Origin of the sequence: Chitinibacter sp. FCG-7 (assembly GCF_040047665.1) — a bacterium.
GTDB classification, from domain to species: Bacteria; Pseudomonadota; Gammaproteobacteria; order Burkholderiales; family Chitinibacteraceae; genus Chitinibacter; species Chitinibacter mangrovi.
In genome coordinates, this window is sequence record NZ_CP157355.1 from 2,696,582 (window position 1) to 2,719,860 (window position 23,279).

The following is a 23,279-nucleotide window of genomic DNA, read 5'->3' on the forward strand; positions in this document are numbered from 1 at the left end:
GGCGCAGCTAAAACATCTGTTTGAAATGCCGCTTTGCACACTGGCAAGGCTGGGTTTCAGCGTCATTTTTGCTGTGCTGCCGGCTAGACGCCGGTTTTGAAGCGGAGTACCCCCACGTGTCTAAACGCAGAGTAGTTGTTACCGGTTTGGGTCAAGTGTCCCCCGTCGGCAATGATGTTGCCACTGGCTGGGCCAACCTGCTTGCTGGCAAGTCTGGCATTGGCATGATTACCCGATTTGACGCGAGCGATCTGGCTTGCCAAATCGCCGGTGAAGTAAAAGATTTCGATATTGCTCAGTACATCAGCCCGAAAGATGCGCGCCGTATGGATGTATTTATCCATTACGGGATTGCTGCAGCGTTGCAAGCGGTGGCCGATTCTGGCCTGGACGACGTGGCCAATCTGGATAAAACCCGCGTTGGCGTGAATATCGGTTCAGGGATTGGCGGTTTGCCACTGATCGAAAACACCGGCGTTGACGTTGTTCACGGTGGCCCGCGCAAGATTGGCCCGTTCTTTATTCCTGGCTCATTGGTTAATCTGATTGCTGGTCATGTGTCGATTATCAAAGGCTATCAAGGCCCGAGTTACGGCATCGTGTCGGCGTGTACGACTGGCGCGCATTGTATTGGCGACTCGGCACGGATGATTCAGTACGGTGATGCCGATATTATGGTTGCTGGTGGTGCTGAAGGTGCAATCTCCAAACTGGGTATTGGTGGTTTTGCCGCGATGAAGGCGCTGTCGACACGCAACGACGATCCTGCAACGTCTTCACGTCCATGGGACAAAGGCCGTGATGGCTTTGTGATGGGCGAGGGCGCAGGCGTACTGGTACTCGAAGAATACGAGCACGCGAAAAAACGCGGCGCGAAAATCTACGCTGAGCTGGTTGGTTTCGGTATGAGCTCGGACGCGCACCATATTACCGCACCGAATGCAGACGGTCCGGCACGCGGCGTGCAAAATGCTTTGCGCGATGCGGGCTTGAACGCCGATGCGGTGGATTATGTGAATGCACACGGTACATCAACGCCACTGGGCGACGCGAACGAAACCAATGCGCTGAAAATCGCTTTGGGCGATCACGCCAAGAAAGTTGTAGTCAATTCAACCAAATCGATGACCGGCCACTTGCTGGGCGGTGCGGGTGGTGTTGAAGCGATTTACTCGATTCTGGCGCTGCATAATCAGGTATCGCCACCAACGATCAATCTGTTCGAGCAAGACATCGAAGCCGGTTGCGATCTGGATTACTGCGCCAATACTGCGCGCGATATGAAGATTGACGTGGCAATCTCGAATAGCTTCGGTTTTGGCGGCACGAACGGTACTCTGGTGTTCAAGCGCGTATAAAGTATGCAGTGCTTTTGATGCCAAAAAGCCACGTCGTTTAAGGCGTGGCTTTTTTACGTCTTCAAATCGCCTATTTGCTGAGAAAACGGGCATCTGTAGCTAAAAATATGCCATTGGTCGGCTTGCACTGATCTTGATCGCGTCTTTGTCAGGAACTCCTTACAATATGTTCCACTAAAAATAGAAACAAGTTCGCCATATCTGCTTAAATGATGTGAGCCGAACTTTGCGCAAAATTGGATGGTTATGGATCGGAATGACTTGCTCACGGCGACACGTGGGGCGTTTTTACGCGCTTTTAATGCTGTATTGCCAAAACTGGTTTCACACAGTGCAGATACGCTGTTTCTGCGCGCCGACCGCGCGGCCAGCCTGAGCGAACAAAGGCAGATGCTCGACGCCCGTGCCGCGCTGATGACCCGCGAGCAGGGCTGGCTGCAAGAGCTGGCCGATGGCATGGACAGGCTGCTCAATCGTAGCTACCAAACCGCCTACAGCACTTTCCGCCCCTCATTTAGCGAATCTTTCTCCGCCGACAGTCTGTCGCTGGTTGACGCCAGCGAATTTGACGGTGAGCTGAAAATCGACGAGTTGACCGCCAGACTCAGAAATGCGGCTGAAGAGCAATTGCGTGATCTGAATATCCGCATGGCCATTCTGTTTGATCAGGACGATATCAACGAGCGGGAAAACCCTTTCCGGCCTTATCTGATGTCGCGCTGCCTGAGCATGGCCGCCGAGCGCTTGAATATCGAGCCCGAATTGCACGAAGTATTGTGCGAAACGCTGGCTGAGCAATTGCAGAAGCATGTGATCGGCATTTATCAGTCTTTAAATCAGCTACTGGCGCAGCACGGCATCGCAGCGCAGCTGCAATTGCGGGTCAGACAATTGCCCGACCCGAGCACGCTGCGGCATATGGCGGCCGATCCGATGGAGGAAATCCAGAATTCGGCACAGGCGCACAGCGACTACATCGACACCAGCGCTGCAATGGCCGCAGCGCCAGCCAACGAAGTTATTCATCCGCTTGGGCGACTAGGGCAGTGGTCCGCCCTGATTCGCCAGCAAGCCGCTCAGGGGAGTGATGAAGCCTGGGATGCTGAAGAGTCCGCCGGATTAGCCGCCCCCAACGCTGCAGCACAGGCGGGCTGGCTGGGCACGGTCAAACAGGTCGGGTCGGCGATTCGCCAGCTGTTTCGCGGTCAGGCCAGCGTACAGATTCAGCCGCAAGTGCTCAGCCAAGGTTTGTCGCAATCGATTGATCTGATGAGTCAGGCACATCTGCAGGGCGTTCAGCTTGATGAGCGCGGCCAAGTGCGTAATCTGATTCTGGAGCAAAGGGCTGAGCTCAATGCCGCCAGCAACGACATCAACGAGCAGATGATTGTCGATATTGTCGGCATGCTGTTCGAGTTTATTCTGCGCGATGGCCAGGTGCCGGCCGAGATTCGCGCCCAGCTCGGCCGTTTGCAATGGATAGTGCTCAAAACCGCGCTGCAAGACCCGGCGTTGTTTTCACAAAAACATCATCCTGCGCGCATGCTGGTGAACCGCATCGGCTCCATCGCTCAGGGTTTGCAACAGCTGGACCCCAAGGCCGAGCGCGTAACGGCGGAAATTCGCCGGATTATCGAAGCCTTGTTGCAAGAAGAGGAAGAAAGTGCCGCGCTGTTTTCCCGCATGCTCGACGAGCTGGATCGCTTTATCGCACGCGAGCTGCGCGCCGCCGACGAGCAATCCGAGCTGGCCTCGCAAGCGATGGAAAACGCCGAAAGTCGCACCCTGCGCTTTGCCCGGATTACCGCGCAGACGGCGCAGGCGCTCGCCGAATTCACGCTCGATGATCTGTTGCATGATTTTTTCATCAATACCTGGCCGTACGCGATTGAGTGCGCCGAGCGCCAGGATCAGGTGCAAGCGTTACGTTTTCGCATATTTGTGCCCGAGCTGATCTGGAGCATTGCGCCCAAAGCCGAGCGCGCTGATCGCCAGCAATTGCTGGGCATGATTCCGCGCCTGATTGCCGTGCTGAACGAAGGGCTGAAATTCACCCCTTGGGACGCCGCCCAGCAGCAGCAATTCAAAAGCTATATGATCGATGCACACCGCACGGCGATTGCCGGTTTGGCGGCCAGCCAGATCGAAGTGCCCAGCATGGAAATGCTGCGCGCGCAGCTGGCCGAGTTTATCGGTGCCGTCGCGGCCGACCCCGATGCCAGCCAGCTGGCAGAGCTGGATGAAATCAACCCGGTGCTGCTCGATCGGGCCATTAGCGAATTGAAAGTTGAAATTGGCTTTATTGATCGCCAGGTGGAAGCCGAGCTGGCGCAGCCAGGCGCAGCCGCGCTGCATGACGATACTGCTGCGCCAATGAGTAATGAGGTTCTGTTTGAACGGCTGCGCAGCGGTGTGCCGATTGAAGTGAACCTAACCGGCGAATTGCGCCCGGCACGCCTGTGCTGGATGAGCCCGAATGAAACGCGGCTGATGCTCAAACTGGAAGAAGATGCCGCGCCATCGGTGATTAGCGTCAGCGTCTTCAAGCGTCTGCTGCAGAGCGGGCGCGCACGCTGGCTGGAGCAGGCCTTGCTGTTTGAGCGGGCGATGGAATCGCTGCTCAATTCGGCTGACATCATGGATGCTCAGACTGCCTGATGGGTATTTCGCTGTAGGCTAATTGCAGTATGGCTTGTAGCGCTATACCTTCCTGTTGCTGGTATGTTCTCAATACCTGTTGATCCGAGCCCCGCTGGTGGGTCTAGGGCTTGAAATCCCCTGTCGCCCATCGCCGAGGGAGTGGAGCGAGACAAACAGCTTTACCGTTTGGCTCTCGACCGACCGAGGGAAGCCCGGAGGGCCGCAGGCGGGGGCGCCGCTCGATGCTTACTTTCTTTGGGAACCAAATATATAAAATCCCAAAGAAAGTGAGTCCTCGTCGCTGATTGCGACCGTAAAACATCGCGCCGAAGGCGCTAAAAACGATCAACACAAATTAAGAACATTGCCTTATTGCTGCCGGGTGTAATCAAGCTGGCGCAAATCATAGCCCTGATCAATTGCGGCTTTTTGTGCTGCTTGCAAGGCGCTCTCGGGCAGTTTGGGTGTGCGCGACAAAATCCACAGATACTTGCGCTCAGGATTACCCACCACCGCCCATTGATAGTCACTATCTAGCCCGATAATCCAGTAGTCCGATTTAAACGGCCAGAAAAAGCTCACTTTCAATTGCGAGTTTTGCGTGTTGTCCACAACGGTGGCCTTGCCTTCGGCTTGATCAAATTCGCCCGACTCCTTGCGGCAGCGATTGACGACTTTAATGCTGCCATCGGGATTTTTGCTGTAATTGGCCGTGGTATCGGCCACGCAATTACGCTGGAAATACATAGCAAATTTGGCGATTTCGTACCATTGCCCCAGATAGCGGTTCAGGTCGACTTCCGCCACGGTGCGTACCGGTGCTGCAGGTGGCGCATCAGCCGCCCAGCTGGCGCTGCTGATGAGCAGTGCGCTGCATACAGTGATTGTTTTGAGCATTAATTGATCGTCCTTTTATGTCCAAGCATGAATCAATCCAGGCCCGCAAGCTGCGGGATCAAGCCATATCGTGTTTGCACCCGATTGCCATTACAATGCGCAAATGCCTAAGTATCTTACCTCGACTCTCGATTTTGTTCCCGACTTGATTGCGCTCGCTGCGACGCAGCCGCAGGTTTTTCCTAGCTTGCTGCAATCTGCCCGCACGCAAGGCTGGGATATTTTATTTGCCTTGCCGCAAACCCAGCGCATCTATCGTGCCGATGAAGGTGCCACCTTTGTTGCTGACTTGGCCGCGCTGCCTGTTGAGTCAGTTTCGCTTGAATCTGTCTCCAGCGATGTGCCGAGTCCGGTTGAATTTCCCTTCCATGGCGGCTGGTTGCTGTATGCCGGTTATGAGCTACTGGAAACTTTCGAGCCCACGGTGCCGCAACGCTTTGATCACACTGCGGCGACGCAGGTCACTGGTGCAATCCGTGATTTTCCGCTGGCGGCTTTAATTCGTTGCCCAGCAGCGGTGTTGTTGCAACGTGAAACTCAGCAAGCCACGCTGATCGCCGAAACCGCCGAACAACTGGCGAAACTGCAAGCTTTGGTGAGCGCCGATGTGGCCTGGTCGCCAGCTGCCTTGAAAATCGCCGAAATTTCCGAAGATGAGCCACAGGCTTTTCTCGTGGGCGCTGAGCGCGCGAAACAGTACATTTATGACGGCGACGTGTTTCAGGTGAATTTGTCGCGCGGCTGGGATGTGACGCTGTCGCAAGCCCCTGGAGTCGAATTGTCTCCGCTCGATGTGTTTGCTCATCTGCGTGCCGCCAACCCGGCACCGTTTTCGGCTTACCTCAATTTAGGCGATGACGTCGGCCAGATTGTCAGCAGCTCGCCCGAACGACTGGTGAGTGTGCGCGATGGCGTGGTGCAAACCCGCCCGATTGCTGGGACGTTTGCCCGCTCGCTCGATCCGGTGGAGGACGCCGCGCTCAAAGAGCGCTTGCTCAATACGCCCAAAGAGCGAGCCGAGCATATTATGCTGGTCGATCTGGAGCGCAACGATCTGGGGCGCATTGCCGTGCCCGGCACGGTGAAAGTCGACGAGCTGATGGCCGTTGAGACGTATGCCTTTGTACACCATATTGAATCTAATATCCGGGCGCATACCCGTGAGGGTATCAACGCCGCCGATGTGCTGCGAGCACTATTCCCCGGCGGGACGATTACCGGCTGCCCGAAAGTGCGCTGCATGCAGATTATCCGCGAGCTGGAAGATCGAGCGCGGCTGGCCTACACCGGCTCGCTGGGCTACATCAACCGTGATGGCAGTATGGATACCAATATTCTAATTCGCACTTTTGTGCAGCAAGGATCGCAGCTGTATTTCCGCGCTGGCGCTGGGATTGTGGCTGACTCAGATCCCGAACGCGAATTGCAAGAAACGCGGCATAAAGCGCGTGGCCTGCTGCGCGCCTTGGGAGACCAATTGGCATGAGTGTCGTCACCAAACTCGTCAATGGTCAGCCCGCCGAGACGATCAATCTGGCCGACCGTGGCTTGCAATTTGGCGACGGGGTGTTTCGCACCATTAAAGTGATGAATGGCGAGCCGATCTGGTGGGCGCGGCATTACGCCAAGCTCGCGCGCGATTGCGCACAAATCGGCATCGTCGCGCCGAGCGAGGCGACTTTGCTGGCTGATATTGAGCAGCTCAAACCCAACAATCACACGCTGAAAATCATGGTGACGCGCGGCGAAACGGCGCGCGGCTATGTCGCGCCCGCTGATTTACCGCCCAATCGCATCGTGCAGATTGCACCATTGCCGGCGTACTCACCCGATTTAGCGACGCAGGGCGTGACGCTCAGAACAAGTTCAACCCGAGCCAGTTGGCAACCCGCGCTGGCGGGGATCAAGCATCTGAATCGACTAGAAAATATCCTCGCGCGGCGAGAATGGTCTGACCCAGGTATTTTTGACGGGCTGATGTTTGATCGCGACGACCATCTGATCGAAGGTGTGATGAGCAATGTGCTGGTGCTGATCGATGGTGTGCTGTGTACGCCGGATTTATCCGAGTCCGGCGTGGCAGGGGTATGTCGTGATATGACTTTGCTGGCAGCGGCTCGGCTGGGTATACCAACGGCAGTATGTCAAATTAGACGCGAACAATTATCCACAGCTACGGCGCTGTGGGTATGTAATAGTCTCGCTGGCCTGCTGCCGGTGGTGGCGCTTGATGACTGGCGCTGGCCGGTGTCGGCGCTGCAGCGTGATTTGCGCACTACATTATTTGCAATGAAGGATGAATAGATGAAAATCGGTCTTGGAATGGCCATGCTACTACTGGCAGCTGCGGTGAGTGCCGAGCAATATTATCAACCCGATCCGGCCAAGCTGGCCCGGCTGGAAGCTGAGCGCTGCGCCAAGCTGCAAAAAGAAGACAGCCTGATCACCCGTCGTCTTGGCGGCGGCAGCAACAAATCCTACGACATTGAAAAAATGAAGGCGCGGCAGAAAGCCGTGCAGGGAGATTACCAGCGATTCTGTAGCAAAAAATAAGGCGTACTGGCGGCTTTGCGCCGCTGGTGCTGCCGTCTGGATTGTCGTGATGCAATCCGGGCTTGAAGCATACGGGTGCGTATCTACACTGAAACCTTCTGAAAGGGGGTGGAGATGGCTATGACTACAGATACGGATAATGTCGCTCAACGTTTGCTCGAACTGCTCGGACCCACCGATTTGCCCTTGCATCTGGCGGAAAAATACCCGCATCTGGCCGAAAGGCTGCTCAATAGCTGGGGAACGCCAGCACTCAATATTTTTTTGAACGATTTGTTTTTTGATCGCCGGGGTGGCCGGCAGGGCTTTGAGCCCGAAGTCATGCACGAACTGTTCATTGTTCAAAACCGACATAACCATCTTTTCCCACAAAATGAACGCAGCGAAATCTGGACCGAAAATGATCTGGGTACCGAGGAGTTGCGTGCCGATCAGCGTGTTTTTGACGCCCCCACGCTCATGGAAGCGGCCAAGGTCGGCAATTTGGCGCTGATCAGCGATGCGCTGGCATCGGGTATCCCGATTGACAGGCTCGATAGTGACGGACTGTCGATGCTCTGGTGGGCTTGCCGTTACGGACATCGCGAGCTGATTCTGACCCTGCTCAGGGCGCGGGCCTCGCTCGAGGTGGCCGATGAATTTGCCTGCCGTCCGCTGCACTGGTTGGCAGCGCAGGATTTGGTGAGTAGCATCGAAGAATTGCACCGCTATGGCGCAAAAATCGATGTGCAGGACATCGATGGCATGAGTCCGTTGATGTACGCCGCGAGGCGAAACAGGGTCGCTGCGGCGGGGTGTTTACTGCAATTGGGGGCCCAAGTGAACCTGCAAGACGCGAAAGGTTGGTCAACATTACACTATGCGGCCGAAGCGGGATCAGGACGTATCCTGGAATTATTGACCGCCTATCACGCTGACAAAAGCTTACGAGATCATCAGCAAAGAACAGCCGAAGACATTTTGCGCCACAAGCCCGGAGCCGAGCGTTTGATCGCCTATTTAAACTGAGATCAGGATCTTGCCCAGTAAAAAACCCCTGCTTGTACAGGGGTTTTTTACTGGGTCGGCAGAGTGCTTATTTTGCTGCTTTTTATTTTATTCTTTGAAAGTATTTTCTACTTAAATTCTTTCCTTTTGCTGTCTATTTATGGTGGTTTTGCTGGTATTTTTGCTTAAATATTAGACAATTCTGATGCCGAAAAAGCATTTTTTGTTTGTAGTTTCAATGAGATGCAGGCACAATGCGCCCATTCTTACAAAACACTAGGTCGGCATGAAGAGATTTTTGGTCGCGCTTTCTACGCTCTTATTATTTGCTTGTGGCGAGTCGGATCAGACCCGCGCACAGCAGGTATTGCCGTGGGCAGAAACCAAAGAACTGGTGGTGCTGGTGCAAAATGGCCCGACGGCTTTGTATGTGAATGCCGCCGGTGATTACGCAGGTCTGGAATACGATCTGATCACGCAATTTGCCCAGCGCAACAATCTGAAAGTCAGATTTCTGGTGAGCAGCAACTACACCGAGATGCTGGCCCGTCTGAAGCGTCGCGAGGCGCATCTGGCCGTGGGCGGCCCGCGCGATGATGTGGCTGGCCTGATTTACGGTGCTAGCTATCAGGATGTGGATGCGCGGCTGGTTTTCTCGGCCAAAACCAGCGAAGCCACTGCACTGAAGGCGCTTAAGGAAGGCCTATCGACGCTTAATACCTTGCCGCAATATGTTTCGGCATTGCACAAATTGCAGCAGGCTTCGCCAGCGTTGAGCTGGCAGGTGGTTGACAATGGCGATAGCGAGTCGCTGATCGAGCAGGTCTCGCAAGGCAAGCTTGAATTTGCACTGGTTGACTCGCACGCCGCCGAAGTCGCGCAAAACTACTACCCGAATATCGCCACTTCCAGCGTGATTTCCAGCCAGCAGCAGCTGGCTTGGGCCATGCCGGACAACGATATCCAGCTGCAAATCCTGATTGGCGCTTTTTTCCAGCAACAGGTGGCCGATGGCTCGCTGCGTCGTTTGCTCGACCGCTACTACGGCCATGTGAACCGCGTTGACCAGCTCGATGCGCTGGCTTATCTGGGGCGCATTCAATCGACTTTGCCACGTTATAAAGAGTGGTTTCAGGAAGCCGAGCAGCGCACCGGGCTCGATTGGCGGCTGATTGCAGCGCTGTCGTATCAGGAGTCGCACTGGAATCCAGAAGCCGTTTCGCCCACTGGCGTGCGCGGCATGATGATGCTGACCAATGAAACGGCGCAGCGCATGAATGTAGATCGCACCAATCCATACCAGAGCATTATCGGCGGTGCCAAATATATCCAGCTACTAAAAGACACGCTGGCTGATCGCGCCCCCGAGCCTGATCGCACCTGGCTGGCGCTGGCCGCGTACAACGTTGGCATGGGCCATCTGATCGACGCGCGTACTTTGGCGGTGCGGATGAAAAAAGATCCGAACAGCTGGGCCGATGTGAAATCGGTGCTGCCTTTGCTGCGCAAGCCCGAATACTTCAGCACGCTCAAATATGGCTACGCCCGCGGTGGCGAGCCGGTGATTTTTGTTGAAAGCCTGCAATCGTATTACGACATTCTGGCGCGCTTTCAGCCGCCGAGCAAAACGGTGCTGCCAATGACGTCCGATTCAGTGATTGTGCATAATCCGGAAAATCTGCAGCTGGAAATCAATAGTGTGCTCAACCCAATGGCGGTTGAGAAGCTGGCAGCTGCCTGGTAGGTATATTCCGCCGGCCCAATTTTGTTCTACTCTAGCGGCAAATACATGGCCTATGTATTTGCCGTTTTTGCTGGATGGTCTGCGTTTTCAGGCATTTACGGTACAATGGCGCTTTCGCTATTTAGCCGGATTTGCTCGATGACTGTTCGTACCCGCTTCGCCCCTTCACCTACTGGTTTGCTGCACATTGGCGGCGTTCGCACCGCGCTGTTTTCCTGGGCCTACGCCAAGAAACATGGCGGCCAATTTATCTTGCGGATTGAAGACACTGATCTGGAGCGCTCGACGCCTGAATCAGTTGCGGCGATTCTGGATGGAATGCACTGGGTGAATATGGGCTACGACGAAGGCCCGTTCTACCAAATGCAACGCATGGAACGTTACAAAGAAGTCATCGCGCAATTGCTCGCCAATGGCACTGCTTACTACTGCTATTGCAGCAAGGAAGAGCTCGAAGCGCAACGTGCAGCGGCTGAAAGCCGTGGCGAAAAACCGCGTTACGATCGCACCTGGCGCCCGGAAGAAGGCAAAACCTTGCCAGCGATTCCGGCTGATATCAAACCCGTCGTGCGTTTCAAAACGCCAATCGGTGGCTCGGTGGTGTGGGAAGATCAGGTTAAAGGCCGCATCGAAATCAGCCATAACGAACTCGACGACCTAATCATCGCGCGCCCTGATGGCACACCAACGTATAACTTCTGTGTGGTGGTCGACGATGCCGACATGCGCATTAGCCATGTGATTCGCGGTGACGACCATGTGAATAACACGCCACGCCAGATCGTGATTTACGAAGCGATGGGCGTGCCGGTGCCGGTATTTGCCCACCTGCCAATGATTAACAACGATCAGGGTGTGAAGCTCTCCAAACGCCGCGATGCGGTATCGGTGGTGGATTACGACACCCAAGGTTTCCTGCCTGAAGCGCTACTCAATTATCTGGCGCGTCTGGGTTGGGGTCATGGCGATGATGAGATTTTCTCGCTGGAACAATTTGTTGAATGGTTCGACCTGAAAGACGTCAGCGGCAGCCCAAGCCGCATGGATCGCGATAAATTGCTGTGGACCAATTCGCAATACATCAAGGCCGCAGATCCAGCGCGCCTTGCGGCACGCGTGGCCGGTTTCTTGGCTGATAAAGGCGTAAAAACTGAGGGCGGCCCAGCGCTGGCCGATGTGTGCGCTTTGCTGAAAGATCGTTGCCAGACTCTGGTTGAAATGGCCGATCAGGCTGAGTATTTCTACCAGCCACTGACGCCAAGCGCCGAGATCGTCGAAAAGCACCTTGATCCGGAATCGGAAGAGCGCCTGAAAGTGTTTGCAGCAGAAGCGGCGAAGTTGGAGAGCTGGGATGCAGCGACGATTGGTGCCTTCATCAAAGACTTCGTTAAAGAGCAGGGCGTCAAAATGCCACAAGTGGGCATGCCATTGCGCGCCAAAGTCTGCGGCATTACCAACACGCCATCGGTCGATGCGGTGCTGGCCTTGATTGGCCGCGAAGAAGTATTGCGTCGTTTGACGGCATAATTTTTCGAGGTGGATTGAATAATCCACCTTTCTTTTTTTCATAATAGGCATCCTTCTATATGGAAACCGCTCTTGAATATTTGCAAGGGACTAAGGTTGCAGCAGAAAGCTTATTTCAGGTATTAGATCAGTATCAGAATTCGTGGATGAGATCATTTGTTGATTGCGTCAATTCAGAGAATATCACTGAGTTGCGAAGTCATAAAGAAATGCTTTTTAGTATTGATTTGTCTCGGGAGGTCATTGCAGGTTCAATTTTGCAAATTGCACATGCTGCAATTGAAACATATCCCCCATTTAATTGCGAAAAAGCTGGCATTGTTGTTGATATTGAAAGAACAGTTAATGCTTATATTAAATCTGGTGAACTAAAGAAGCTAGGGAAGTCATCTAAGTTGAACGGTGATAGGTTTAGTTTTCCAAAGAAGTTTTGTTGTGGGCGTTTAGTTGCAGATTTGCCAGTTGGACTAATTATTTATGCAGGAAGAAATCAGTATAATCATTTTGGCGAAGTGAATAGAAAATTATCGCCACAGAATGAAGCTATATTTCGCCATTTAAATTTATCTTATCCCGCGCTCCCTAATGGGATTTGTTTTGATCTTGATAGTGGCAGAACTGAGGGCCGGAAGCGTCAATTTTTCTCATGGTCGATTTTATGTGCTCTAGGCTGGGTCCGTCAGAATGAATTGTCGGGCTTTGATGTGTATTTGAAAGACTTGAGAAGTATATTATGTGAATGAAGTAAAATATGACTTTGCTATATTGGTATGCTTTTCTCTATTTTGATATCTAAATTCAAAAGAAATATAAATGAGTAATTTGAAGGCGCAGATCGGCCAGCTTGTGATGGTTGGTTTCGATGGTTTTGTTCCCAATGCCCATATCGAGCAACTGATTCGCGAGCAGCGTGTGGGCGGGGTGATTCTGTTTCGCCGCAATATCGAATCGCCCGCGCAGGTGGCGGCGCTGTGTCGTCGCTTGCAGGAAATCAACGCCGAAGTCTCGGATATTCCGCTGCTGATCGGCATTGATCAGGAAGGCGGGATGGTGATGCGGATTGAAGAGGGCGTCACGCCGTTGCCCTCCGCAATGGCCTACGCGTCGGGCTATGCCTCGCACGCGGTGGCCGGTTGCAGCCCAGCAGACTGTGAAGAGTTGCACCGCATTGGCGCGGATGAACTGCGCCAGATGGGCATCAATATCAATTTCGCGCCCAGTCTGGACATCAACAATAACCGTAATAATCCGGTGATTGGCGTGCGTTCGTTTGGCGAAAATTCGCCCACCGTTACCGTGTATGGTCTGGCGGCGATGCGCGGTATTCAGGCGGCGGGGATTGCGGCGACGGCCAAGCATTTTCCGGGGCACGGCGATACGGCCAGCGATTCGCACTATGCCTTGCCGGTGATTGCTCACGATAAATCGCGGCTCGACGCGGTTGAACTCGCACCGTTCAAGGCGGCGATTGCCGCTGGCGTTGATGCGATTATGACGGCGCATGTGGTTTTTCCGGCGATTGAGTCCGATACCGCCACGCCCGCCACTTTGTCGCGCAAAGTGCTGAGTGGCCTGTTGCGCGAGGAGCTGGGTTTTAGCGGCGTGATTGTCACCGATTGCCTGGAAATGGACGCGATTTCCGACGTGGCCAAAGGCGGAGCCGGTACGGCGCAAGGCGCGGTGCTGGCGATTCGGGCGGGCGCGGATATTGCACTGGTTTCGCACCGGCTCGACCGCCAGCGCGAGGCGGTGCAGGCGATTGTTGATGCGCTTGAGCAGGGGTATTTACCGCTGGAGCAGGTGCAGGCTGCCGCTGAAAGAATTACCCAGATGAAGTATGCCCGAGCCATGCAGCACTGGCGTGATTTACCAGTTGTGCCGCAAAACCTGCAGGCCGAGAGTGCAATGGCGCTGGCCAGACAGGTGCAGTCACTGGCGATTCGCCATCAGGGCGCGCCGCTCGATTGCACACAGCCGGTATTGCTGGTGACGGTCGAAGTGCTGGCCCGCACCGAAATTGATGAAGTGGCGTTGGGCGCGTCGATCAGCGCGCGCGGCACTTTACTGCCGCTCTTGCAGGCGGCAGGTCTGGCGGTGACCGAAATGATCATTCCGCCCCAAGTGGGCGAGGCTGATTTTGCGGCGGTGCTCGCGGCGGCCAATGCCGCGCCGCAAGTGGTGTTCCAGAGCTATAACGCAACGCGTTTTGCGCGCCAGAGCGAGCTGATTGCTGCGATTGATCCGACCAAACTAACTTTGATCGCCGGTCGCAACCCCTATGATTTTGACCTGGTACCCAAAGCGCGTGCGCGCCTAGCCGCGTGCAGCAACCGCCCGCCGGTCTTGCAATTGATGATGAAGTATTTGCTGGGTAATTAAGGGTATATGGCTGAAGCTTAATTTAGCATTGATCTCTGTGCTTATACCCATGGGTGTATTTAGCTGCTCTTCAATTGACGGCGATACCGTTCGGGCGATACGCCGGTGTGTTGGCGAAACATCGCGATAAACGCCGACGGGTTGCCATAGCCCAGCTGCCACGCAATATCCTGAATGCTGCCGCCGTCTTTGAGCGCGGCTTGCGCGTGCAAGAGGCGCAGGCGGTTGCGCCATTGCACAAAGCTGAGCCCCATCTCGCGCTGGAAGTGCCGCGCCAGAGTGCGCTCGGTGGTGTGCACTTGCGCCGCCCATTGCGTTAGCGTCGTCGTGTCGCCCGGATTGCGCCGCAGTGCGTCCAGAATCGGGCGCAATTGTTTGTGCTCAGTTTCAGGTAGATAGCAGCGCTGATGGTCGGCGGCGAGCAGCAATTCAAGCAATAAACGCGCTTGCGTTTGCTCGCCATCGCTGCATGCGTGGATTTGCCGCGCGGCAAAATCGTCAAACAGCGCACGGATTAGCGGCGTTTGTGCAATCAGGCAAGCGTAATCGGGCAGACGCTGCGCCCATGTTTCGCTGACATAGGCCGAGGTGTAGGCCAGCGCCTGCCGGATATAGGCTGCGTGCGCGAGCTCCGCCGGCACCCAGACGATGTAATCGGCCGGCGCAACCAGATTAAGCTCGCCCGCGCTGATTTCCAGTAGCCCCAGATTGATCCGGTTCAGTTGCCCCCACGGATGGCGGTGCGGCGCATAGCCGGTGTGCGCGTCAACTTGTTCGTAGCGAAAATACAGTGGTGCCGGTTCGGGCAGCTGTGCGTCCTGCGCGCTGTAGGGAACGTTCATCGGGGCTCCAGTCGGGAGAAAAGGTTTGCTCAAACTGCCTGCAGCAATCTGTCCGGATTTCGTGATTGATTTGTCTGCTTTGCATTATAAGCATCGAATCGGACGGCGATACACTGCTAGTGTCGAATTTACTCCCCGGAGGCCATGATGAACTGGCTTTTTCCTGTACTGGCCGTGCTGATCTGGGCGGCCAATACCGTGGTGTCCAAGGCGGCCGCAGCGGTGATCGATCCGGCAGCGATTTCGCTGTATCGCTGGCTGATTGCCGCACTGGTGCTCAGCCCGGTGATGGCGCCGCAATTGCGGCGGCAATGGCCGCAGCTTCGGCCTTATCTAGCCAAATTTGCGGTGCTGGCTTTGCTGGGCATGGTGTTGTATCAGTGCCTGGCTTATTTTGCCGCGCACAGCACCAGCGCGACCAATATGGGCGTGATTTGTGCGCTGATTCCGCTGCTGGGTGTGCTGCTCAATAGCCTGCTCTTCAATTTCAAACCTGCGCCAGCGGCGGTGCTCGGTGTGCTGGTTTCGCTGGCGGGCGTGCTGTATTTGCTCGGGCAGGGGCATCCGGCGAGCTTACTGGCCAATGGGGTTAATCGTGGCGATGCGCTGATGCTGGTCGGCTCAAGCGCTTACGCGCTGTATGGGATTTTGCTGCGCCGCTGGGCGCTGCCTTTTGCGCCGTGGCTGATTTTATATGTGCAGGTTTTGCTCGGTGTGCTGATGTTGATTCCGGTGGCGGCCAGCGCGCACAGTCTGGCCATTGTGCCCTCCGCAATCGGGCTGGTTTTGTTTGCCGGGATAGCCTCATCCGTGTTGGCGGCGTATTGCTGGATGATCGGCGTGCAGCAACTGGGCAGCGAGCAGGCGGCGATTTTCATGAATATGCTGCCGCTATTTACCGCCCTGATTGCCTCGCTGGTGCTGGGTGAAACCATTCATGCCTATCACTGGCTGGGCGGTGGCCTGATTCTGTTCGGCGTCGTGCTGGCGCAGGGCAGAGGGTGGCTGTTGCGGCGGCAAGCGGCTTAGAGCTTGAAGCGCCCGATCATCTGCCGCAATTGTTCGGCCAGCTGGTTCAGATTGCCGATCACATCGCGCGCGGCCTGCAGTGATTGATTGCCATCCTGCGCCATGTTGCTGATGCGCTCGGCTGATTTGGCCATATCGGTGGTGGCGCTCGATTGTTCGTGCGTGGCTTCGGCAATATCCTGAATTCGCGCCACAACTTCCTGCATTTGTTGCTCGATCTGGCTGATGTCACTAGCGGCTTGCTGCGCCTTGTGTACGCTATTGTGCACGGCGTCGTGCGTATTGCCCATATCATGGCTGGCGCGGTGCGATTGCTCGCGCATCGCGCCGATTTTGGCGCTGATTTCCACCGCCGCTTGGCCCGAGCGTTCGGCCAGTTTGCGCACTTCATCGGCGACAATGGCAAAACCCCGGCCTTGCTCGCCAGCGCGCGCCGCTTCAATCGCCGCATTGAGCGCCAGCAGATTGGTCTGATCGGCGATTTCCTTGATGACGCTGACAATGCTGCTGATCTGCACCGAATGTTGCTCCAGCTCGTCCATCGCCGCAGAGAGCTGGCTCACCTGCCGGGCAATATCGTTGACCTCATTGGCCGCATTGATGACCGATTCGGCGGCGGCCTGCGATTGTCGGCCGGTGTTTTGCACGACGTTTTCCGCGTCCTGTGTATTCTGGGCGATGTGATTGATGCTGACGGTAATTTCTTCGATGGTGGCCGCAGTGGCGGTGGCCATTTCACTTTGCTGCTGGGCGTCGTGACTCAGGCGCTGGGTCATCTGGTCAATGGTGTGGACGCCGCTGGTCAGTTTGACCGTTTCATTGTGGACCGTTAAAAACATCTGCCTGAGCTGGCTCATAAAGGTGTTGACGTGCGTGGCAATCTGGCCGATTTCGTCGGCCGATTGCACAGGCAACTGTATGGTCAGATCGCCCTGGCCGGTGGTCAGCGAGTGCATCATATCGCGCAGGCGGCGTAGCGGTTGCGCAATCATATTGCCCAGCAGCAGCGAGACTACAATTGCAACGATCAGCATCACCAGGCCGGTGGCGGCGGCGGCCCACATGGCGGCGTTTACTTCCTGACGTACAACATTGGCGTCAACATCCACGCCGACGACATACACCTCGCCACTCGGGCTGGTCACCGGCAGCAGGATGGAGCGCAAAAAGCCATATTCCGGGCTATCGTTTTCACTGTACTGTGCCTGCCCACTTTGTTTGGCCAGCCGGGTGGCCGGATCGGTTTCCGGTACATCGCTGGGCTTAAGGTAGAAATCAACCGTTGGGTCGCGCAATTGCTCGTCGGACAGCGACGCGGTGGTATAGATTACCTGCTGTTCACGCACAATAAACGAATAAAGGTAATTCACGCCCATCTGCCGTGCGGCCTGCGTCAGTCTTTCGGCTTCGCGGCGCTTTTCGCGCAGATCAACCTGATCGCGTGCTGGCAGCCGGTCGTGATACTGGCTGCCGATGATATGAATATAAGCGCGCGCGGCGGTTTCCAGCTTGGCGTTGACGGTAGCCAGTGCGTGCTGCCTGGCGCTGAGGATGGATTGCGTGGTGAAAACGGCGATGGTGAGCAGCGAGACTAGCAGAAAGGCGCTCTGCAATTTGAGTCTGATATTGAGGCCTTGAATGAAAGTCATGACAGATTCCGGGTGGGCTGATTTCTTACTTATTGTATGTTATTCGTCGGGCATCACAAGCTTGACCTTCCCGCGCAAAAAAAACGCCACATGGTTACCCATGTGGCGTATGTCTTTGCAGATCAGACTGGATAATTACTTCAGAGTAATACCCCAGTTAGCTTCCACACACTTGGTGTATTGGCCGTCGATCAGCGCATTGTATGGCGTCTGGTAGCTGACGAGTTGACACTTGTTGTCGCCGCCCACTTTCCAGTCTTTTTCCCAGTAGATGTTAAATGCTGCAGACGAGCCACCATCGAAGCGACCCATGCCTGAGCATTTCATCGATTCTTTGTTGATGTCCCAACCCAGATCACGCGAAAACTCGGTGTAGTAGTTGATGCGGTTTTGCGCAGCCGGTTTGGTTGGCGTGTCTTGGCATTCAGCATTGATAATCTGGATCGTCGTTGGGAAGTCGTTACCCAATTGACGCGATTTATCAAACTCGTTCGGTACCCAAGTGCCGTCAATTACGTGCAGCATTGAGGGTTTTGGTGGCTGTGGGTAAACGAAGAAGAACACCGCTGACGCGAGGTTCAACCAACTTTCAGCTACCAAGTCTGGGTTTTTCAGCAACACAGATTGGTCGCCATCGAACATCGCCTGGCTAAATGGGCCGTAGTTGTAGTTGTAAGACAACTGTTTCGCGCCACGACCGAAGTATTTCAGGTAGCCGCCTTTCGCGTCGGTGCCGCAAGTCCAGACTTTGTTAAATACCGGGTCAGCACATTCGCCGTTATAACCGCAATTGGTGCCTGAGTCGGTACAACCCATTTCACGTACATGCACCAAAGCTTGCAGCCATTCCGGGTTGCCGTATTGCTCAACGCTATGACCACCAGTTTCTTGGGCGAAGTGGGCAAAAGAAGCAGCCAATGAGCGGCGGCAGATTTCGTCGGCATTGCGACCGTCGGTGTAGTCACCACAGAACGCTGGGAACTTGGCTGTAGCTTGCAGGAAGCGGGTGTAGGTGTAGCTTGGGTGAGCTTTGGAGAAGTAGTAATCCCACTTCGCTTTTGGCAAGATCGCTTCAACGCGTTTCACGTTGCTTGGATTCGTCATCAGGCCAGGGGCGACGGCTTCAACCACCGAGTTTGGCATGGTGCGAACCGAAGCTTTCACTTTACGGAAAATATCGCTATTGGTCAGCGTCGCTGCGTAGGCATCAGCTTCGGCTTTGGTCGGTACGCCACCCGTGCTGCCGCCACCGCCCGGAGGTGGGGTGGTCATGCCTGCTGAGTCACAAGCACCTGCTGCATTCCATGCGCCGTCTTTGCCTGGCTCGGCACCGGCATTGGCCCACCATTTGGCCGTGTAGTTGACTGCGTTAAAGCTGACTTTCGCGCCGCCAGCGTACGAGCTGCCTGCATTCCATGCGGTATCACATTTTGGCAGGCCAGAACCTGGTGTGGTGGTGACGTTTGGTGTAGGAGTCGGTGTCGGTGCTGTTGTTGGAGCGGCGGTCACCACGGGCGTCGCGCTTGGTTTGGCTGTAGGTGTCGCCGTCGGTGCTGCAGTCACCACTGGCGTTGCAGTCGGCTTGGCAGTTGGTGCTACTGTTGGAGCCACTGTTGGCGTGATGGTAGGAGCGACAGTAGGTGCTGCGGTCGGCGCTGTTGTTGGTTTGACTGTTGGTGCAGGGGTAGCACCGCTAGCGCCAAGCAATTGCCACGGGCCCCACTGGCTGGCACCTGGCGCTTCGCCGGTGGTCCACCATTTGGCTTTGTAATCTTTACCCTGATAAGTAACGACGTCGTTAGCCAGATAAACAGATGAGGCATTCCAGTCTGCGGCCCATACGCCTGCGCTCAGACATAAAGCTGCCACCAAAGCCGAGATTTGAAACTTGGTATTCATAGTCCCACTCCATCGAGGATTTTGGCCGGTCAAGAGCTGCGCTTTCCCCATTAACGCCGCTGGCACTTTTATGTCCACTGATAGCTAAACGGTCTCAGTGGTTGTCTTGAATCCTGAAACTGGTATTAAAGGATTTCCGTAATCCTACCATTCGTAGTCTGGGCGTCAATCACTACAAGCTAGGGAAATCACGTATTTATGACAAATAATTTTTAGGGAAAGAAAGCTTTGATTTAATTGTAAATATTCTTTCTTTTGTCTGACTTTTTTCTTCTTTTTACTCTGTTTTTAAGCGTTTTCTAATGTTTAAATATCCATTTGACGCTGGCAGGGCGGGGTATAATGTGTGGCGCAGTTTTGATGATGAAAAAGGTTGAATCGGGATGCAGAATTTTTTGCGAAGTATGGTCGTTTTTGTGAGCTCAGTGGTATTAGCAACCAGCACAGTGTGGGCTGAAGATGCCCCGTTGCCATTTGATAGCCCTGACGCCGCGCCACCAATTGCCAAGCGTGTGCCTGCTGCCAGCTCGCAAAATACGACCAGCTCGCAACGTACGAATGTACAATCTGCGCCCAAAGCCAAGACGGCTAAGGTCGGCAAGTACAAAAAAACCAGATACAAGAAAACGGCTCAAACCGTGAAGCGTGGCAAAACAGTGAGCAGCAAAAAGGCCCGTACGCAAAGCGTGCAAAAAGGGAAAAAAGGCAAAATCAGAGCCGTATCGTCCGCCAAGGCCAAAAAGTCCCGCGTGAACACCGTGAGTAAGCAGCGTAATCTGAAAAAATCCAGCCAGAAGCGGCCGAGGGCGGGGGCGGTGAAATCCGGCAAAGCAGGAAAAGCCGGAAAAGTAGCGAAGTCACGCCATACAGCGCGGGCAAAATAAGCCAAGCCGCCCTGACTACTCGACTTTTTAAGCTAACTTAAAGAGTTTCAAGCAGGGGCGGTCTAGTTATCATTGTGCGCAATGCCGGGCAGCCGCTAGGCAGCCCGGTCTATTCGATCACTCAGGCCTTGTTGATGCGCGAGAGTTCTTCAAAGTAAGTCGGGAAAGTTTTGGCCGTGCATTTCGGATCATTAATCCGCACCGGCACGCCGCCCAGTGCCACCAGTGAGAAGCACATTGCCATGCGATGATCGTCGTAGGTGTCGATTTCGGCGTTAGCGATCAACTGCTCAGGTGGCGTCACCGAAATCCAGTCCTGACCTTCCTCGACCATCGCGCCTACTTTGCGCAATTCGGTCGCCATTGCGGAGAGGCGATCGGTTTCTTTTACCCGCCAGCTTTCAATATTACGAATGGTCGTTTTGCCGTTGGTAAACAGCGCGGCAATCGCAATGGTCATCGCCGCATCCGGGATGTGATTCAGGTCAACGTCGATGGCTTGCAGCTGACCATTGCTTGGGCGAGCTGCCTCAATCCAGTTTGGTCCCCAGGTGATTTGCGCGCCCATTTGTTCCAGTGTTTCGGCAAAGCGTTTGTCGCCTTGGATTGATTCGCTGCCAACGCCGGTGACGCGAACTGCGGCACCATTCATCGCGCCAATCGCGCCAGCGGCAAGGAAGTAAGACGCGCTGGATGCATCGCCTTCAACGAAAATCTCGCCCGGTGATTGGTACACTTGGCCCGCAGGGATAAAGAATTCGTTCCAGCTCTTTTTCTCGACTTTCAGACCAAACTTGGCCATCAAATTGAGCGTGATTTCGATATACGGTTTGGAGATCAGCTCACCAACCACTTCAATCGTCATATCACGATTAGAGAGTGGCAAGGCCATCAAGAGGCCGGTCAGAAACTGGCTGGATACATTGCCTTTGACTTGCACCTTGTCTGCAGCTACCACGCCCGGCTTGATTTGCAGCGGCGGGAAACCTTCATTGCCCAGATAATCAATCTGGCAGCCCGCCTGACGCAGTGCATCGACCAGATCGCCAATCGGGCGCTCATGCATGCGTGCCACGCCGTGCAGATGATAGCTGCCGTTCGATAGCGCCAGCGCTGCAGTGAGTGGGCGGAAAGCCGTACCGGCATTGCCCAGAAACAGATCGGCCTCTTTATTCGGAAAATTACCCGCGCAGCCATGCACGATAAAATCGCGGCTGTCGCCGATCTGCTCAACTTTGACGCCGAGTGTCGCGAGCGCTTCAAGCATGCGTTGTGTATCGTCCGACGCCAACAGGCCACGCACCGTGGTTTGACCCGCGCATAATGCAGCCAGTAACAGCGTGCGGTTAGAAATACTTTTTGAGCCGGGCAGTGCAACAGTGCCAGCGACTTTGGCGATCGGGGCGAGGTCTAAAAATTCCATGCTGATTATTCCTTGGTGATTTCTTTTAGCGCCTTCATCACATAATCCGGCGTCAATTTATTGAGGCAATCCATATGGCCAAGCGGGCAAACCCGTTCAAAGCACGGGCTGCATTCCAGATCGAGCGTGACAATTTTGGCTTTTAAGGTCAATGGTGGCGTAAACGATGGCGAGCTGGAGCCAAAAACGGCCACCAGCGGCCGACCGAGCGCGGCCACCACATGCATCAGCCCCGAATCATTGCAAACAGCCACGTGCGACAAGGACAGCAAGTCAATCGCCTCGGCGAGGCTGGTTTTGCCCGCCAGATTGATTACCTGCGGTGCCAGGGCTGCAATTTCGGCGCAGATTTCATTGTCCTTGCCCGAGCCAAACAGCCACACCTGCGCGCCATCTGCGATCAGTTGGCTGGCCAGCTCGGCAGCGTGTTTGGCTGGCCAGCGCTTGGCCGGGCCATATTCGGCGCCGGGGCAGATGGCGATGATGGGCTTATCGGTGCTCAAACCCAATTTGGCTAAGGCTGCTGCGCGTGATGCTTCGCTGATGGTTAATACCGGATGAGGAATTACGCTGATCCGTGGGGCATCTTTTTCGTCCGCGAGTGAATAAAACCGCTGCACCATTTGCGGCAGTTTGATCGGGTCGAGCGTGCGAATATCGTTAAGCAGGCCGTAACGCATTTCACCTACCCAGCCAGTCCGCACCGCAATACCAGCAAAGGCGGGCAGCAATGCTGACTTGATCGAGTTGGGTAGCACAATCACTTGATCGTAGCCACGGGCTTTCAGCTGCCGCGCCAGCTTCCAGCGCTCGCGCAATTTGAGCTCGCCATGGCCGAACGGCGCATCAATCGCTTCGCTGATTTCGCTCATGCGCGCATGCAAAGGGCGAGTCCACGCTGGAGCGAGTACGTCGATCTGTGCAGATGGGTAGCGCTGCTTGAGGCGCGCGTACATCGGCTGCGCCATGATGGCATCCCCCACCCAGGCCGGGGCGACAATCAGAATTTTGTTCAAGAAATACGTCCTGATAATTACACCGAAAAAGCAGAAAAGCGGCGACCAAGATATTCTGGTTCGCCGCTTCTTGTGTTTGGCTCAATTAATGGCCTTTAATCACTTCGCCTTCTTTCAATTTGTACTGCGTGCCACAGTATGGGCATTGTGCTTTGCCAGTTTTCGCGATGTCGAGGAAAACGCGTGGGTGCGAATTCCATTTCAACATATTCGGCATCGGACAGTGCAGAGGCACGTCGTGCGCGGTCACTTCGATTTCTTTTTGTGTGTTGTCGATCAAGCTCATGGTGCTCTCCAATTTGATATTGGGTACTCTATGGGGTATGCCCGTCTTATCATTTAATGGCAATGATTGTAGATGTATACCCTTTGTTTTGGTGGGTTACGCCTTCGGCTAACCCACCCTACGATACTATGCTGCTGATTAAAAAAGCTTTCAGCAAGGTAAAGAA

The 23,279-nt window shown here is 54.8% G+C and carries 19 protein-coding genes; 12 read left to right on the forward strand and 7 right to left on the reverse strand.

Translation table 11 applies throughout. From position 1 onward, the window contains the following. Positions 1 to 116: 116 nt before the first annotated feature. Complete coding sequence (gene fabF / locus ABHF33_RS12760) at positions 117 to 1,358, forward strand: beta-ketoacyl-ACP synthase II (protein ID WP_157670093.1); 1,242 nt, start codon at positions 117 to 119, stop codon at positions 1,356 to 1,358. A gap of 246 nt (positions 1,359 to 1,604) precedes the next feature. Continuing rightward, positions 1,605 to 4,016, forward strand: a complete 2,412-nt coding sequence (locus ABHF33_RS12765; protein WP_348944305.1) for a DUF1631 family protein — start codon at positions 1,605 to 1,607, stop codon at positions 4,014 to 4,016. Between the two features lie 351 nt (positions 4,017 to 4,367). On the opposite strand, the gene ABHF33_RS12770 is transcribed toward ABHF33_RS12765, so the two are convergent. Next, positions 4,368 to 4,895, reverse strand: coding sequence for a lipocalin family protein (locus tag ABHF33_RS12770; RefSeq protein ID WP_348944306.1), 528 nt, complete (start codon positions 4,893 to 4,895; stop codon positions 4,368 to 4,370). 103 nt (positions 4,896 to 4,998) lie between these two features. Here ABHF33_RS12770 and ABHF33_RS12775 point away from each other — a divergent pair, with 103 nt between their 5' ends. From ABHF33_RS12775 to nagZ, 8 genes are all read left to right on the forward strand, one after another. Beyond that, positions 4,999 to 6,381 carry an aminodeoxychorismate synthase component I gene (locus ABHF33_RS12775; RefSeq protein ID WP_348944307.1) on the forward strand — a complete coding sequence of 461 codons (1,383 nt, stop codon included), beginning with the start codon at positions 4,999 to 5,001 and terminating at the stop codon, positions 6,379 to 6,381. Further along, entirely contained in the window at positions 6,378 to 7,199 is an 822-nt protein-coding gene (pabC, locus tag ABHF33_RS12780) for an aminodeoxychorismate lyase (RefSeq protein WP_348944308.1), read from the forward strand. Before ABHF33_RS12775 ends, pabC begins: the two co-directional genes overlap by 4 nt. After that, positions 7,200 to 7,448 (forward strand): hypothetical protein, encoded by a 249-nt coding sequence (locus tag ABHF33_RS12785; protein ID WP_348944309.1) that lies wholly within the window; start codon positions 7,200 to 7,202, stop codon positions 7,446 to 7,448. A 120-nt stretch (positions 7,449 to 7,568) separates the two neighbouring features. Then, positions 7,569 to 8,456 (forward strand): ankyrin repeat domain-containing protein, encoded by an 888-nt coding sequence (locus ABHF33_RS12790; RefSeq protein ID WP_348944310.1) that lies wholly within the window; start codon positions 7,569 to 7,571, stop codon positions 8,454 to 8,456. A 265-nt stretch (positions 8,457 to 8,721) separates the two neighbouring features. Next, on the forward strand, positions 8,722 to 10,179 hold the full coding sequence (gene mltF, locus ABHF33_RS12795; protein WP_348944311.1) for a membrane-bound lytic murein transglycosylase MltF: 1,458 nt from the start codon (positions 8,722 to 8,724) through the stop codon (positions 10,177 to 10,179). A 138-nt stretch (positions 10,180 to 10,317) separates the two neighbouring features. Beyond that, positions 10,318 to 11,706, forward strand: coding sequence for a glutamate--tRNA ligase (gltX, locus tag ABHF33_RS12800; RefSeq protein WP_348944312.1), 1,389 nt, complete (start codon positions 10,318 to 10,320; stop codon positions 11,704 to 11,706). Positions 11,707 to 11,765: 59 nt separating this feature from the next. After that, a complete protein-coding gene (locus ABHF33_RS12805) occupies positions 11,766 to 12,449 on the forward strand; it encodes a hypothetical protein (RefSeq protein ID WP_348944313.1) in 684 nt (227 codons plus the stop codon). A gap of 70 nt (positions 12,450 to 12,519) precedes the next feature. Then, positions 12,520 to 14,085, forward strand: coding sequence for a beta-N-acetylhexosaminidase (nagZ, locus tag ABHF33_RS12810; RefSeq protein ID WP_348944314.1), 1,566 nt, complete (start codon positions 12,520 to 12,522; stop codon positions 14,083 to 14,085). 59 nt (positions 14,086 to 14,144) lie between these two features. Here nagZ and ABHF33_RS12815 read toward each other — a convergent pair whose 3' ends face one another. Continuing rightward, a complete protein-coding gene (locus ABHF33_RS12815; protein ID WP_348944315.1) occupies positions 14,145 to 14,927 on the reverse strand; it encodes an AraC family transcriptional regulator in 783 nt (260 codons plus the stop codon). A 144-nt stretch (positions 14,928 to 15,071) separates the two neighbouring features. On the opposite strand from ABHF33_RS12815, the gene ABHF33_RS12820 reads away from it, so the two are divergent. Then, complete coding sequence (locus ABHF33_RS12820) at positions 15,072 to 15,956, forward strand: DMT family transporter (RefSeq protein WP_348944316.1); 885 nt, start codon at positions 15,072 to 15,074, stop codon at positions 15,954 to 15,956. On the opposite strand, the gene ABHF33_RS12825 is transcribed toward ABHF33_RS12820, so the two are convergent. Further along, positions 15,953 to 17,605 (reverse strand): methyl-accepting chemotaxis protein, encoded by a 1,653-nt coding sequence (locus ABHF33_RS12825; RefSeq protein ID WP_348944317.1) that lies wholly within the window; start codon positions 17,603 to 17,605, stop codon positions 15,953 to 15,955. The two genes, ABHF33_RS12820 and ABHF33_RS12825, sit on opposite strands and share 4 nt — an antisense overlap. 135 nt (positions 17,606 to 17,740) lie before the next feature. After that, complete coding sequence (locus ABHF33_RS12830; RefSeq protein WP_348944318.1) at positions 17,741 to 19,504, reverse strand: glycoside hydrolase family 19 protein; 1,764 nt, start codon at positions 19,502 to 19,504, stop codon at positions 17,741 to 17,743. A 383-nt stretch (positions 19,505 to 19,887) separates the two neighbouring features. On the opposite strand from ABHF33_RS12830, the gene ABHF33_RS12835 reads away from it, so the two are divergent. After that, positions 19,888 to 20,388: a hypothetical protein gene (locus tag ABHF33_RS12835; protein WP_348944319.1), complete on the forward strand. Its 501-nt coding sequence runs from the start codon at positions 19,888 to 19,890 to the stop codon at positions 20,386 to 20,388. A gap of 121 nt (positions 20,389 to 20,509) precedes the next feature. Here the strand turns inward: ABHF33_RS12835 and aroA are convergent, their stop codons facing one another. From aroA to ABHF33_RS12850, 3 genes are all read right to left on the reverse strand, one after another. Next, positions 20,510 to 21,811: a 3-phosphoshikimate 1-carboxyvinyltransferase gene (gene aroA / locus ABHF33_RS12840; protein WP_348944320.1), complete on the reverse strand. Its 1,302-nt coding sequence runs from the start codon at positions 21,809 to 21,811 to the stop codon at positions 20,510 to 20,512. A 5-nt stretch (positions 21,812 to 21,816) separates the two neighbouring features. Continuing rightward, complete coding sequence (gene waaF, locus ABHF33_RS12845; protein WP_432803984.1) at positions 21,817 to 22,779, reverse strand: lipopolysaccharide heptosyltransferase II; 963 nt, start codon at positions 22,777 to 22,779, stop codon at positions 21,817 to 21,819. A gap of 133 nt (positions 22,780 to 22,912) precedes the next feature. Further along, positions 22,913 to 23,113 carry a zinc-finger domain-containing protein gene (locus ABHF33_RS12850; protein ID WP_157670077.1) on the reverse strand — a complete coding sequence of 67 codons (201 nt, stop codon included), beginning with the start codon at positions 23,111 to 23,113 and terminating at the stop codon, positions 22,913 to 22,915. Positions 23,114 to 23,279 lie beyond the last annotated feature (166 nt).

Excerpts from the sequence above, each read along its gene's own strand:
- ABHF33_RS12765 (WP_348944305.1), top strand. The coding sequence starts at position 1,605 with ATGGATCGGAATGACTTGCTCACGGCGACACGTGGGGCGTTTTTACGC.
- ABHF33_RS12770 (WP_348944306.1), bottom strand. The coding sequence starts at position 4,895 with ATGCTCAAAACAATCACTGTATGCAGCGCACTGCTCATCAGCAGCGCC.
- ABHF33_RS12775 (WP_348944307.1), top strand. The coding sequence starts at position 4,999 with ATGCCTAAGTATCTTACCTCGACTCTCGATTTTGTTCCCGACTTGATT.
- pabC (WP_348944308.1), top strand. The coding sequence starts at position 6,378 with ATGAGTGTCGTCACCAAACTCGTCAATGGTCAGCCCGCCGAGACGATC.
- ABHF33_RS12785 (WP_348944309.1), top strand. The coding sequence starts at position 7,200 with ATGAAAATCGGTCTTGGAATGGCCATGCTACTACTGGCAGCTGCGGTG.
- ABHF33_RS12790 (WP_348944310.1), top strand. The coding sequence starts at position 7,569 with ATGACTACAGATACGGATAATGTCGCTCAACGTTTGCTCGAACTGCTC.
- mltF (WP_348944311.1), top strand. The coding sequence starts at position 8,722 with ATGAAGAGATTTTTGGTCGCGCTTTCTACGCTCTTATTATTTGCTTGT.
- gltX (WP_348944312.1), top strand. The coding sequence starts at position 10,318 with ATGACTGTTCGTACCCGCTTCGCCCCTTCACCTACTGGTTTGCTGCAC.
- ABHF33_RS12805 (WP_348944313.1), top strand. The coding sequence starts at position 11,766 with ATGGAAACCGCTCTTGAATATTTGCAAGGGACTAAGGTTGCAGCAGAA.
- nagZ (WP_348944314.1), top strand. The coding sequence starts at position 12,520 with ATGAGTAATTTGAAGGCGCAGATCGGCCAGCTTGTGATGGTTGGTTTC.
- ABHF33_RS12815 (WP_348944315.1), bottom strand. The coding sequence starts at position 14,927 with ATGAACGTTCCCTACAGCGCGCAGGACGCACAGCTGCCCGAACCGGCA.
- ABHF33_RS12820 (WP_348944316.1), top strand. The coding sequence starts at position 15,072 with ATGATGAACTGGCTTTTTCCTGTACTGGCCGTGCTGATCTGGGCGGCC.
- ABHF33_RS12825 (WP_348944317.1), bottom strand. The coding sequence starts at position 17,605 with ATGACTTTCATTCAAGGCCTCAATATCAGACTCAAATTGCAGAGCGCC.
- ABHF33_RS12830 (WP_348944318.1), bottom strand. The coding sequence starts at position 19,504 with ATGAATACCAAGTTTCAAATCTCGGCTTTGGTGGCAGCTTTATGTCTG.
- ABHF33_RS12835 (WP_348944319.1), top strand. The coding sequence starts at position 19,888 with ATGCAGAATTTTTTGCGAAGTATGGTCGTTTTTGTGAGCTCAGTGGTA.
- aroA (WP_348944320.1), bottom strand. The coding sequence starts at position 21,811 with ATGGAATTTTTAGACCTCGCCCCGATCGCCAAAGTCGCTGGCACTGTT.
- waaF (WP_432803984.1), bottom strand. The coding sequence starts at position 22,779 with ATGGCGCAGCCGATGTACGCGCGCCTCAAGCAGCGCTACCCATCTGCA.
- ABHF33_RS12850 (WP_157670077.1), bottom strand. The coding sequence starts at position 23,113 with ATGAGCTTGATCGACAACACACAAAAAGAAATCGAAGTGACCGCGCAC.